Below are 14,472 nucleotides of genomic sequence, written 5' to 3' on the forward strand. Positions count from 1 at the left end.
CAAAAAGATAATGAAAAAATATAATTATATAATCGTTAGTTTGCTGGCGTGTCTCTTGACGACATCTTGTAATGACTATTTTGATCAGGTGCCTGATGACCGTTTGTCACTCAAAGAGATTTTTACAACCAGAGATGGAGCTTTGCGGTATCTTTCGAACGTATACACATTCTTACCGGATGAATTTAACCAACGTCAGGTACATGAAACCAGTCTGTACCGTACTCCCGGTCCTTGGACAGGTTCCAGTGACGAGGCAGAGTGGACAAATGACAATAAGGGAAAACTGATAAATAACAACTCTATCGATGCTACCGAAGGAACGATGGTATTGTATCGCTGGAAGAGCTGGTTCTCTGGTATCCATGAAGCTGCAGTATTTACAGAAAATGTAGGTCAGGCACCGTTGACTGTTACAGAAAGAAATCAATGGAAAGCAGAAGCAAGAGCTTTACGGGCTATCTACTATTTTTATTTAGTACGTACTTATGGCCCGGTTCCTTTGCTTGAAAAGGACTTTGCGATGGATACTCCAAGTGACGAGTTGCAACTCCCGCGTAATACGGTAGATGAGTGTTTCGATTTTATCGTATCAGAACTGAAAGGTGCACAAAATGACGGTTTGCTGGATGATGCTTCTACCGACAAGGTGTCCGGATATGGTCGTATTGACAAAGCGATTGCACAGGCATTTATCATTGAGGCATTGACTTATCGTGCCAGCTGGTTGTTTAATGGAGAAAGTACCTATTATTCTGATTTGGCTAATAATGATGGAACAAAACTATTTCCCGACAGACCGGATGAAGCTACCAAACGCGCCAACTGGCAGAGAGTGATTGATGAATGTAACACATTCTTCTCTAACTATGGTAGCCGTTATCATCTGATGTATACCAATAAGGATGGTGTTTCTGTTTCCGGCCCGGACTCGGAAGGATTCAGTCCGACAGAGTCTTATCGTCGTGCAGTGAGAACCCTGTTTTCTGAAATGGGTAACAATAAAGAGATGATTTTCTATCGTCTGGATAATGCTGCTGGAACCATGCAGTATGACCGTATGCCGAATAGATCCGGTAATACGACCGACTACAGAGGTGGTAGCTTGTTGGGGGCAACACAGGAAATGGTAGATGCCTATTTCATGTCAAACGGAGAATCTCCTATTTCCGGTTATAGTGCTGACGGAGTCACTCCGATTATCAACGAAAAATCTGATTATGTAGAAGAGGGAGTCTCTACAACAGAATACAAAGGAACAGACGGTACATTATATGCACCGGTAGGAACCAGAATGATGTATGTCAATCGTGAACCTCGTTTCTATGCCGACATTACCTTTAGCAATTCAAAATGGTTTGAGGGAACAGAAGGCGGTTATGTAGTAGATTTTACTTATAGTGGAAGTTGTGGTAAAGAACAAGGTAGCAATGACTATACGAGCACGGGTTATTTGGTGCGCAAAGGAATGGATTCCGGCGACCGTAACCAGAATTTGGTTTGTGTGCTCTTACGTCTGACTAATATTTATTTTGACTATATCGAAGCACTGGCACATGTCAGCCCGACTCATGAAGATATCTGGACTTATATGAACATGATCCGTAAGCGTGCAGGTATTCCGGGATACGGTGAGACAGTCAATCTGCCTAAACCGACTACAACGGATGAAGTCATGGAGTTGATCCGCAAGGAGAAACGCATCGAATTGAGTTTCGAAAACTGCCGTTATTTTGACGTACGCCGCTGGGGATTGGTAAATGAATATTTCAACAAGGCAATTCATGGAATGAATGTCAATTATGACGGAAATGAATTCTTTAAACGTACGGAGATTGTAAAACGTATTTTTGACCGTCAGTATTTCTTCCCGATACCACAGGGTGAGATTGATATTGATAAGAACTTGGTTCAGAATACAGGATTCTAAATACTGATTATAAAATAGAAATTATGATGAAACAATATATTTTCTCTGCAGTTTGTCTCATGTCCGGTGTCCTTTGTATGTCCTCTTGCAATGAGGATAAGCAGGCAAAGCCGTATACGCCGGATTATGAGATTGTCCCGGAGTATACCAATGCAGATACCTGGACTGCCTATGAGGCATTTAATGATTATTTGCTGGACCCCGATAAGAATATTTATAAAACAAGTACCGCTTATACTGCTGCTGTAGACCGCAATAACGGAGCTGCCGCTATCTGGTGCCAACCTATTTACTGGGACATGGCGATGAATGCTTATAAACGTGCAAAAACGGAAGGGAATACGGAAAGAGAAAACAAATACAAGCAGTTGTGCGATGATTTGTTTGCCGGAAATAAAGCGCATTATGCAAACTTTGATTTTGACAATAATAATGAGAACACCGGCTGGTTTATCTATGATGATATCCAATGGTGGACCATTACTTTAGCGCGTGCTTATGAATTGTTTAAAGTAGACGAGTATCGCAGTCTGGCAGAAGCAAGTTTTGCACGCGTGTGGTATGGCTCGAAAAAGGTCGGTGATACGGGTTCGTATGCAGATCCGGAAAAGAATTTGGGTGGAGGTATGTTTTGGCAATGGCAGCCTATCAGCAATCCGAATGAGAATGTAGCCAGCGACGGCAAGATGGCTTGTATCAACTTTCCGACTGTAGTGGCTGCATTGACTCTCTACAACAATGTTCCTGCCGACCGTGTGGCAGATCCGAATCCGGAAAGCTGGAGTAATAAGTACGGTAACTTTACCCGTCCGCATTATGAAACAAAAGATGCTTATCTGGCAAAAGGAAAGGAAATCTATGAATGGGCTGTGAAGAATCTCGTGGACAGCAATACTGGAGAAGTTGCCGACAGTAAGCATGGCGAAGGAAATCCGGCATGGTCAGCCCATGTGTACAATCAGGCCACTTTTATCGGAGCTTCGTTATTGCTTTATAAAGCTACCGGAGAGAAAACTTATTTGGATAATGCGGTTCTGGGAGCCGACTATACGATGAATACCATGTCTGCAACCTACGATTTATTGCCGTTTGAGAGTGGAGTGGAACAGGGTATTTATACCGCTATCTTTGCGGAATACATGGCTATGCTGGTAAACGATTGTGGTCAGACACAGTACTTACCATTTTTGAAGCGTAACATTAATTATGGCTGGGCTAATCGCGATCAGACACGTAATCTATGTGGCGGCGAATACCATAAGGCACAGATAGAAGGTGCTACTCTCGACAGCTATAGTGCGTCCGGAATACCGGCATTGATGTTATTGTTTCCGGCAGATAAATAATTGTAACCCATAAAAAAGAAGAATAATGAATACGAAATATTCAAATTGGAAAATGTGGTATTATGTGTTATGCATGATACTGACACTTCAATTGGCGGCTTGTTCTGAAGAAACACATGACGAGTATACTGCGGCTCCTGAAATAGAGGATGCCTATATCGACCAACTGGATGCATTGATTGCTGAAATGACCGATTTGCAGCAAAATTCAGAATACGGAGATAAGAAGGGACAGTATCCCACCGAAAGCCGGGCTATTCTGACAGATGCGATAGATGATGCTAATCGTGCAGTACTTCTAATCAAATATCAGAAACCTTCTCCGTCAGAAAGTGAGAAACAACGTTATGTGGCAGAAGCCGAGGCGGCTATAGAACAGTTTGAAAGCACGATCCGTACAGAAGATGCTGAAACTACGCTGGCTGAACTGTTTGTGGATGGACGTGGAGACGGTGGTTCTTACATCGATTTCGGACGTAGCGAAGAATATGTGAATTTCGGAACTGAAGGAAATCAAGCCTTTACTGTTGAGTTCTGGGTGAAAGTAACCAAAGGTGGTGGAAAAGACCAGAATGTGTTCCTCTCTACCTACATGGGCGGTGATGGATGGCGCAATGGCTGGATGATGTATTGGCGCAATGCAGACGGTGGTATTTATCGTGCAACTTGGGGCGAAACGGGAGGAAATATTTGTGAACCGTCATTAAAGGCTCCGGAAGATGGAGAATGGCAACACTTCTTGTTTGTGTACAGTGATAAAGGTTTGCCGGGTAGTCCGGAATTCCGCGCGAAGTTGTATGTGAATGGAGAAGTGAAAACGACCGAGGGAAATGTTGGCAGCAGATTCTATAATTCCAGTAACTATGCCAGCTATAACACGCCGATGACCGCTTTCGGACGGTATATGCGTACCAGTGATAATCTGTTTGAAGAAGGTTTTGCCGGCTATATGAAAAAAATCCGTATCTGGAAAAGTGCAAAGGATAACGAATATATCCAGAGCTCTTATAATGAGACGACTGAAGTGACTGGTAAAGAAGAAGACTTGGCGGCAGCATGGGATTTCACCACCAAACCTTCCGGTTCGGGTAATGAAGTAATAGACCTGACAGGTCGTCATACTGCTAAGATTATCGGTACTTACGAGTGGCAACGTATTGTTGAATAATAATGTAAAAACGATGAAAAACATGAAATGTTTAACTAATAAATGGAGAGAGGGAGCAATGCTCCTCTCTTTCCTCCTGATTTCTTGTCTGGCAGGGATATTTACCGCTTGTGATGATATTGAAGACGAGTATATAACAGATACACAATTGAGTATCCTGCAAGAGAACCGTACATCATTGAACTATTTATTGAAAAATTCAACCTATGGAACTGCTCCCGGCACCTATCCCGAAGCCGGAAAGGATATATTGAATGCTGCCATTGCCGAGTTGGATGCCCTGATAAAGCGGGTAGAAGGTGGCGAAGAACTGGATGAAACAACTCTGGAAGCTGCTGTAGCAAAGGTAAATAAGGCTATTGATGAGTTTAAGAATTCAAAATATTATAATCTGTCTCCGGAAGCACAACAATATATTAATAATTTGCTGGCTAAAGCGGATGAAATACTTGCAATCGTTAATGATGAAACGAAGTGGGGAAATCATCAAGGACAATATCCGGTTGATAATAAATCAGTTTTGGAGAGTGCTGCTAAAGACTTGGAAAGTCTGGCTGAAAGAATCAAATCCGGTTCCATTACAGATATGACGAAGGAAATCTATGATGAGGCTATTGCCGCTGCCGATAAGAAAGTGGAAGAAGTAGAAGATTCTGCATGGCCGGATAACAGCCAGATTACCTGGAATCTGTTTGTAGACGGAAATGCCGGTTCATATATAGACTTTGGTTATAGTGAGGATTATGTAAAGTTTGGAGAGGATGATAATCAGGCATTCACGATAGAACTTTGGGTGAATATCAAAGAATACTGTAATAAACAGGGGGAAGATAACTGTACTTTCCTTTCTACGATGACGAACGATCCTTATTGGAGCGGATGGCGTGCACAGGATCGCACAAAAGGGCTGTTGAGAACAATGGTTGCCCATTGGGAAGATGATAATCATACAAATCCTCAAGAGTGGGAGCCGGGATGGAAGAAATCGGACAACTGGACTAAAGATCGTTGGACACATTATGCATTCCTGTTCAGAGATAAAGGGTTGCCGGGATTTGACACTCCGACAGATGTGAAATGTTATTCCATGATTGACGGTACGAGACAAGGAGATCCCATCCGTGTGGGTGAACCCTGGAGAACATATATCAATGAGCAATCCATAGCTAATCAGATTCACATGACCGGATTCTGTATGATGGACAATAATGGAAATCGTAATGAATGGTTCTCCGGTTACATAAAGAAGATACGCATCTGGAAAACAAACCGGACAGAAAATCAAGTATATGCTTCTTATATGGGAAATGAAGAAGGTGTAAATGCTGATAATGCGGATTTGGTAGATGCTTGGGATTTTGAAGTGAAAGGCGATCAGCCTACTCAAAGTGCTACCGAAACAATAAAAGGTGTGAAAGGTCATACAGCAACATTAGTTGGTGATAACTGGCAATGGGTTGAATCTACAACTATTTCAGATAACAAATAATTGTTTACCAGGATGAGTTTTCAATAGGTAGATTAAATATTCCCCTTATCTCTGTCGTAAGGCAGAATGAGGGGAAATTATTCTCCAATACCCTTTTATTAATCCTATATTTTTATTGCAGAAAAGCGTTTTGGTCTGTATTTGTTCTTTATTGAATAAATATTATTGTTTTTTTTCAGCTATTTCTGCAATCTTTGTAACAGGAAAAATACTATAAACTTATAAACTATCATGAAAGGCAAAATTCTTTTGGCTCTGACGCTGCTAATGGGAGCATCAACTACTATATGGGCAGTCGGCAATTTAGGAAAAGCAAACCAGAAGAAGCACGCATATACTAACGAAGATGTATGGGCAGCTTACGAAGGATTTAACAATACCCTACTAGACTCTAATAAATATATTTATAAAACAAATTCCTCCTATCCAAGCGCCGTTGACCGCGGTAATGGAGCGGCGGCTATTTGGTGTCAGCCTATTTATTGGGACATGGCGATGAATGCCTATAAACTGGCAAAGGCACAGAAAGACAAAAAAAAGACTCGTGAGTATAAAACTCTTTGCGAGAAAATTTTCGCAGGAAACAAAGCACAATATTGCCAGTTTGATTTTGATGATAACAACGAAAACACCGGCTGGTTCATCTACGATGACATCATGTGGTGGACTATTAGTCTGGCGCGCGCATACGAGCTTTTTGGAGTGAATGAATACCTGAAACTCTCGGAAGCCAGTTTCAAACGTGTGTGGTATGGCTCGGAAAAGGTGGGTGATACCGGTTCGTATGACAAAGAAAACGGAGGTATGTTCTGGCAATGGCAACCCATTCGGAATCCGAAACCGAATAAATTCGGTGATGGAAAGATGGCATGTATCAACTTCCCGACAGTGGTAGCGGCATTGACGCTCTACAATAATGTGCCTGAAAATAGAAAAGAATCGACCGACAAACGTCCGTCTTATCAGACGAAGGCTCAATATCTTGCCAAAGGCAAAGAAATCTACGAATGGGGAGTGGAAAATCTGCTGGATAAAGAAACGGGAAAGATAGCTGATAGCCGTCATGGAAATGGCAATCCCGCGTGGAAGTCACATGTCTACAATCAGGCAACCTTTATCGGTGCATCCATACTGCTTTATAAGGCGACCGGAGAGAAACGTTATCTGGACAATGCAATTTTGGCAGCAGACTATACAGTGAAAGATATGTCTGCGGAACATAAAGTGCTACCTTTCGAAGGTGGTATTGAACAGGGTATCTATACTGCTATCTTTGCAGAATACATGGCATGGTTAGTATATGATTGCGGACAAACCCAATATCTTCCGTTCCTGAAACGTACCATCAAAACAGGTTGGGCAAACAGAGATGAGACGCGGAATGTGTGTGGAGGCGAATATCATAAGAAGTTGCCGGCAGGTGCGGAAATCGACAGTTATTCAGCTTCCGGTATACCGGCATTGATGCTTTTATTTCCGGCTAAGAAGTAAATAGGAAAACGACACAGAACCACGTGAAAATGAATAATAAACAACTACTGATTGTATTCAGCCTTTTATTAACCGGTAATAATGTTTCCTTTGCTCAAACGACTAACGGCAAGGAAGCAAAAACAACTTTTCAAACAGCCGAACCCTGGAAACCGGAAACAGATGTGCGTGCCGATGCCACGATGGTATATGGTACACTTGATAAAAAGGGTGTTTCTTTTGAACAACGTGTCCAGTCGTGGAGAGACAAGGGATATCAGACACAATTTATGACCGGAGTGGCATGGGGAGACTATAAAGACTATTTTCTCGGCAAATGGGATGGAATAGACGGTCACCTGAAAGAAGGTCAACGGGATCGTAACGGAAACGAGATAGCCCACGGACACTTGATACCCTACATTGTGCCTACCGAAAGTTTTATCCGTTATATGCAGGAAACGCAGATAAAGCGGGTGATTGATGCCGGAATTACTTCTATCTATCTGGAGGAACCTGAATTCTGGATGCGTGGCGGATATAGCGAAGCCTTCAAGTCAGAATGGCAGAAATATTATAATTTTCCCTGGAGGCCTCAACATGAATCTCCCGAGAACACCTACCTTTCCAATAAGTTGAAATATCACCTCTACTATTATGCACTGGATAAGATATTTACTTATGCCAAAGAATACGGTAAATTGAAAGGGCTGGATGTGAAATGTTATGTGCCTACTCATTCTTTGATTAACTACACTTCCTGGCAAATTGTAAGCCCGGAAGCCAGTCTGGCTTCATTGGATTGTGTAGACGGCTACATAGCACAGGTATGGACGGGTACTGCCCGTGAACCGAACTTCTATAACGGTGTAAAGAAAGAGCGTGTATTTGAGAATGCCTTTCTCGAATATGGCTGCATGAAATCCATGACTGCTCCTTTGAATCGCAAAATGTATTTCCTGACCGATCCGATTGAAGACCGTGCCAAAGACTGGCTGGATTATAAGATAAATTATCAGGCCACTTTTGCCGCACAGCTAATGTACCCGATGGTAGATACTTATGAAGTGATGCCATGGCCGGACCGTATTTATCAGGGATTATACCGGATAGCCGGAACCGATCAGAAAGAACGCATTCCACGTTCATACTCCACGCAAATGCAGGTGATGATTAATACATTGAATGACATTCGCACCTCTGACAAGCAGATCAACGGTACGCACGGCATTGGGGTATTAATGGCAAATTCGTTGATGTTCCAGCGTTTTCCGGATCATAACGGATATGACGATCCGCAATTCTCCAGCTTCTATGGCCAAACTTTGCCATTATTAAAAAGAGGAATCCCGGTAGAACTGGTACACATGGAGAATACTCCATTCCAAGAAACTTTCAAAGGACTTCAGGTACTTGTAATGTCCTACTCGAACATGAAACCGATGAAGCCGGAATACCATAACTATCTGGCAGACTGGGTTAAAAAGGGAGGTACACTGGTGTATTGCGGAGAAGATGTCGATCCCTATCAAACCGTTTTGGAATGGTGGAATACAGAAGGAAACGCCTACAAAGCCCCTTCGGAACATTTGTTTGAGACAATGGGCTTGTCCCGCACTCCCGGTGATGGAACATATCGTTCCGGGAAAGGTACTGTGATTGTCATACGCGAAGATCCGAAACATTTTGTATTGAAGAACGGCAACGACCGCAAATACTTTGAAACGATTGCATCCGCTTATTTGAACCAAACAGGTCGAAAGATAGAAATCAAAAACAATTTTGTGGTAGAACGGGGACCTTATACAATCGCGGCAGTAATGGATGAGAGCTCTTTTAAAGAGCCTTTGAAACTGTCGGGACTGTATATCGATTTATTCGACAAAGACCTGCCGGTACTAACCATGAAACAGATTAATCCCGGTGAACAGGGATATTTGTATGACTTGAGTAAAGTGTCGGGCAAAGTCAAAGCAAAGGTACTTTGCGGAGCTTCCCGCATTTATGATGAGAAAGTAGGGAAGCAGAGTTACTCGTTCGTAGCTAAGAGCCCGTTACATACGACGAATGTATCCAGAATCCTCTTGCCGCGCAAGCCCGGGAAAGTCTTGGTAAACGGGAAGACGGAACAGCCGCAATGGGATGAATCTTCAAAAACTCTTTTATTGAGTTTCGAGAACGATCCTGCCGGAGTGAATGTATCCATAGAATGGTAAAATAGATTAAATAAAACAGGTGATTTAAATTATGAAACAACAACTGATGATGCTGTTGCTGGGAACAGCTTCCGTACTTTGTAGCTGTGAGACCCAGATAGAGCAGCACGAGAAAAATGAATTACGTGCTCCGGCATACCCGCTGGTGACGATTGACCCTTACACTAGTGCTTGGTCTACTACTGACAATCTGTATGATGGCTCCGTGAAACATTGGACAGGTAAGGATTTCCCTTTGCTTGGAGTGGCGAAAGTAGACGGACAAACTTACCGTTTCATGGGAACGGAAGAACTGGAACTACGTCCTTTGGTAAAGACATCCGAACAAGGTAGCTGGATAGGAAAGTATACCACTCAACAGCCTGCTGACGGATGGCAGAATGCCGGATTTAATGATAAAGCATGGAAAGAAGGCGAAGCTGCTTTCGGAACCATGGAGAATGAACATACAGCCAAGACCCAATGGGGTGAAGAATTTATCTGGGTACGCCGGGTAGCTGATATTCAGGAAGACTTGACAGGAAAGAATGTATATCTGGAATTCTCTCACGACGATGATGCTATCATCTATATCAACGGCATCAAAGTGGTAGATACTGGTAATGCTTGTAAAAAGAACGAGAGAGTGAAACTGCCCGAAGAAGTGGTAGCTTCTTTGAAACCGGGTGAGAATCTGATTGCCGGCTATTGCCGTAACCGTGTAGGAAACGGATTACTGGATTTCGGATTATTGGTAGAACTGGACGGTTACCGTTCTTTCCATCAAACAGCACAACAAATATCTGTAGACGTACAGCCTATGCAGACTTATTATACCTTTACTTGCGGTCCGGTAGATTTGAAACTGACATTTACCGCTCCTATGTTTATGGATAATCTGGATTTGCTGTCACGTCCGGTCAATTATATTTCTTATGAAGTAGCTTCCAATGACGGCAAGAAACATCAGGTTGAATTGTATTTCGAAGTATCTCCGCAATGGGCAATCGACCAACCTCACCAGGAATCTGTAGCCGACAGCTTTACTGACGGCGACTTGTTATTCCTTCGTACCGGAAGCCGTAATCAGGAAATCCTGAAGAAGAAAGGTGATGATGTACGTATCGATTGGGGACATTTCTACCTGGCTGCTGAAAAAGAAAACAGCACATCTGCAATCGGTGACGGCAGAGAACTGCGTAAAAACTTTGTAGCAAATAAACTGGAAGCTCCTACCACGAATGGTTATGATAAATTGGCTTTGGTACGTTCATTAGGCGAAACACAAAAAGCGGATGGTCATCTATTGATCGGATACGATGATGTTTATTCTATCCAATACTTTGGCGATAACCTGCGTCCTTACTGGAACCGTCAGGGCAATGAAACGATTGTATCCCAATTCCAGAAAGCAGAGAAAGAATATAAGACACAGATGAAGAACTGTGCCGCTTTCGACAAGAAAATGATGGAAGAAGCGATTGCAGCCGGTGGACGTAAATATGCCGAACTTTGTGCATTGGCTTATCGTCAGGCATTGGCTGCTCATAAATTGGTAGAAGCTCCGAACGGTGACCTGGTATTCCTTTCTAAAGAAAACTTCAGTAATGGTTCTATCGGAACAGTCGACCTGACTTATCCGGGAGCTCCGCTGCTTTTGTACTATAACCCGGAACTGGTGAAAGCTACCATGAACCATATTTTCTATTATAGCGAAAGCGGAAAATGGGAGAAACCGTTTGCGGCACATGATGTAGGTACTTATCCATTAGCTAACGGCCAGACTTATGGCGGTGATATGCCGGTAGAAGAATCGGGTAATATGGTAGTGTTGGCTGCTGCTATTGCAAAGGTGGAAGGCAATGCAGAATATGCACAGAAACATTGGGAAACACTGACTACTTGGACGGATTATCTGGCAGAGCACGGACTTGATCCGGCCAACCAACTTTGTACCGATGACTTTGCAGGTCACTTCGCACACAATGCCAACCTTTCTATCAAAGCGATCATGGGTGTTGCTTCATATGGCTATCTGGCAGATATGCTGGGCAAGAAAGAAGTAGCCGAGAAATACACACAGAAAGCAAAAGATATGGCTGCCGAATGGGTGAAAATGGCGGATGATGGCGACCACTACCGTCTGACATTTGACAAACCGGGAACATGGAGCCAGAAGTATAACTTAGTGTGGGATAAACTGTTGAATCTGCAAATCTTCCCTAAAAATGTTGCAGAAACGGAAATAGCTTACTATCTTTCGAAGCAAAATAAATATGGTCTTCCATTGGATAACCGTGAAACATACACCAAAACCGACTGGATCATGTGGACAGCTACATTGGCTGACGACAAAGCTACCTTTGAGAAATTTATTGAACCGGTATATCTGTTTATGAACGTGACACCTAACCGTGTTCCGATGTCCGACTGGGTATTTACAGATGAACCGAATCAGAGAGGCTTCCAGGCACGTTCCGTTGTAGGTGGATATTTTATCAAGATGCTTGAAGGAAAACTGATTAAATAAAACAAGAATACCATGAAGAAACTAGCTCTATTCGCTTTTACGTTACTTAGTGCATGGAGTATGACTGCAAAAACAATTACCGGCCCAGTGGACTATGTTAGTCCGCTGGTTGGTACGCAGTCGAAGCACGCACTATCTACCGGAAATACTTACCCCGCCATTGCGTTACCCTGGGGAATGAACTTTTGGGTTCCGCAGACTGGTAAAATGGGCGATGGATGGGCCTATACGTATGACGCTGACAAGATCAGGGGATTCAAACAAACCCATCAGCCAAGTCCCTGGATCAATGATTACGGTCAATTTGCTATCATGCCGGTCACCGGTGAAGCAGTATTCAATCAGGACCAGCGTGCCAGTTGGTTCTCTCACAAAGCTGAAACGGCTACCCCTTATTACTATAAGGTATATCTTGCCGACCATGATGTAGTGACGGAGATTGCTCCGACAGAGAGAGCCGCTGCTTTCCGTTTCACTTTCCCCGAAAACGACCACTCTTATGTAGTGGTAGACGCCTTCGATAAAGGCTCGTTTGTGAAAGTGATCCCTTCGGAGAACAAGATTATCGGCTATACTACTAAAAACAGCGGTGGTGTTCCTGCCAACTTTAAAAACTACTTTGTATTGGTATTCGACAAACCGTTTACTTATACGGCTGCCGTAGCCAGTGGTGTGATTGACACCAACAAACTGGAAGCGACAGACAATCATGCCGGTGCACTGATCGGTTTCAAAACCCGCAAGGGCGAACAGGTAAATGTGCGTGTAGCTTCTTCTTTCATCAGCCCCGAACAGGCTGAACTGAACCTGAAAGAGCTGGGTACGGACAACATTGAACAGATTGCAGCGAAAGGCCGCAAGGTATGGAACGACGTTCTGGGACGTATCGAAGTGAAAGACGATGATATCGACCATTTGCGTACATTCTACTCCTGCTTGTATCGTTCGGTATTGTTCCCCAGAAGCTTCTATGAGATAGATGTCAAAGGAGACGTTATGCACTACAGCCCTTATAACGGTGAAGTACTTCCGGGCTATATGTTTACCGACACCGGTTTCTGGGATACATTCCGTTGTCTTTTCCCATTCCTCAACCTGATGTATCCATCTATGAATACGAAGATGCAGGAAGGATTGGTGAACACCTACAAGGAAAGCGGATTCCTGCCGGAATGGGCGAGCCCCGGTCATAGAGGTTGTATGGTTGGAAACAACTCTGCTTCCATAGTTGCCGACGCTTACCTGAAAGGATTGAAAGGATACGATATTGAGACGTTGTGGGAAGCCGTGAAACACGGAGCGAATGCTGTGCATCCGAAAGTGGGTTCTACCGGACGATTAGGACATGAGTATTATAACAAGTTGGGATACGTTCCTTATAATGTAGGTATTAATGAAAATGCAGCCCGCACACTGGAGTATGCTTATGATGACTGGTGTATCTACCAACTCGGCAAAGCCTTGAAGAAACCGAAAAAAGAGATTGAAATCTTTGCCAAGCGTGCAATGAATTATAAGAACCTGTATGACCCCGAACACAAACTGATGCGTGGCAAGAATGAAGACGGCACCTTCCAGTCTCCGTTCAACCCGTTGAAATGGGGAGATGCTTTCACAGAAGGTAACAGCTGGCATTACACCTGGTCGGTATTCCACGATCCTCAAGGTCTGATCGACCTGATGGGTGGTAAAGACGGCTTCAACCAGATGATGGATTCCGTATTTATTCTGCCTCCGATATTCGATGAGAGCTATTACAGAGCCGTTATCCATGAAATCCGTGAAATGCAGATCATGAACATGGGCAACTATGCACATGGCAACCAGCCGATCCAGCACATGCTTTATATGTACAACTATTCCGGTCAACCCTGGAAAGCGCAGCACTGGATTCGTGAAGTAATGGATAAACTCTATACTCCTGCTCCCGACGGTTATTGCGGTGATGAGGACAACGGCCAGACTTCTGCCTGGTATGTATTCTCGGCAATGGGCTTCTATCCGGTATGCCCCGGTACGGATGAGTATGTCCTGGGTACTCCTTACTTCAAAGAGATGAAACTGCATCTGGAAAACGGAAAGACAGTAACCATCTCCGCCCCGAATAACGGAGACGACAAGCGTTACATTTCATCAATGACACTGAACGGCAAGGAACATACCAAAAACTACCTGACCCATCAGGATCTGATGAATGGCGCCACCATTTCTTTCAAGATGGATGCCAAACCCAATCAGCAACGTGGTACGAAAGAAAGCGATTTCCCTTACTCTTTCTCTAATGAATTCAAAAAGAAGAAGTAATCATGAAAAAACAAATCAAATATATCAGTGCAGGTATGCT

8 protein-coding genes are annotated in these 14,472 nt (G+C 43.4%); all 8 read left to right on the forward strand.

Features of this window, described 5'->3' with window-relative positions:
* Positions 1 to 10: 10 nt before the first annotated feature.
* The 8 genes from NXX38_RS08760 (at position 11) to NXX38_RS08795 (ending at position 14,432) form a co-directional block, all read left to right on the forward strand.
* Positions 11 to 1,930, forward strand: a complete 1,920-nt coding sequence (locus tag NXX38_RS08760) for a RagB/SusD family nutrient uptake outer membrane protein (RefSeq protein ID WP_195648864.1) — start codon at positions 11 to 13, stop codon at positions 1,928 to 1,930.
* Positions 1,931 to 1,953: 23 nt separating this feature from the next.
* The gene (locus NXX38_RS08765) at positions 1,954 to 3,276 is read left to right on the forward strand and encodes a glycoside hydrolase family 76 protein (RefSeq protein WP_195648863.1); all 1,323 of its coding nucleotides are present in this window, start codon (positions 1,954 to 1,956) and stop codon (positions 3,274 to 3,276) included.
* 25 nt (positions 3,277 to 3,301) lie between these two features.
* Positions 3,302 to 4,444, forward strand: a complete 1,143-nt coding sequence (locus NXX38_RS08770; protein WP_258979206.1) for a DUF4972 domain-containing protein — start codon at positions 3,302 to 3,304, stop codon at positions 4,442 to 4,444.
* A 22-nt stretch (positions 4,445 to 4,466) separates the two neighbouring features.
* Positions 4,467 to 5,933, forward strand: a complete 1,467-nt coding sequence (locus tag NXX38_RS08775; protein ID WP_234132640.1) for a DUF4972 domain-containing protein — start codon at positions 4,467 to 4,469, stop codon at positions 5,931 to 5,933.
* A 231-nt stretch (positions 5,934 to 6,164) separates the two neighbouring features.
* The gene (locus tag NXX38_RS08780) at positions 6,165 to 7,424 is read left to right on the forward strand and encodes a glycoside hydrolase family 76 protein (RefSeq protein ID WP_195648861.1); all 1,260 of its coding nucleotides are present in this window, start codon (positions 6,165 to 6,167) and stop codon (positions 7,422 to 7,424) included.
* A 29-nt stretch (positions 7,425 to 7,453) separates the two neighbouring features.
* Positions 7,454 to 9,619 (forward strand): hypothetical protein, encoded by a 2,166-nt coding sequence (locus tag NXX38_RS08785; protein WP_258979241.1) that lies wholly within the window; start codon positions 7,454 to 7,456, stop codon positions 9,617 to 9,619.
* Positions 9,620 to 9,650: 31 nt separating this feature from the next.
* On the forward strand, positions 9,651 to 12,128 hold the full coding sequence (locus NXX38_RS08790; protein WP_258979243.1) for a glutaminase domain-containing protein: 2,478 nt from the start codon (positions 9,651 to 9,653) through the stop codon (positions 12,126 to 12,128).
* Between the two features lie 12 nt (positions 12,129 to 12,140).
* Positions 12,141 to 14,432, forward strand: coding sequence for a GH92 family glycosyl hydrolase (locus NXX38_RS08795; protein WP_258979252.1), 2,292 nt, complete (start codon positions 12,141 to 12,143; stop codon positions 14,430 to 14,432).
* Positions 14,433 to 14,472: the final 40 nt, after the last annotated feature.

It is taken from the genome of Bacteroides sp. BFG-637 (assembly GCF_024793605.1).
Taxonomy (GTDB): Bacteria; Bacteroidota; Bacteroidia; order Bacteroidales; family Bacteroidaceae; genus Bacteroides; species Bacteroides vicugnae.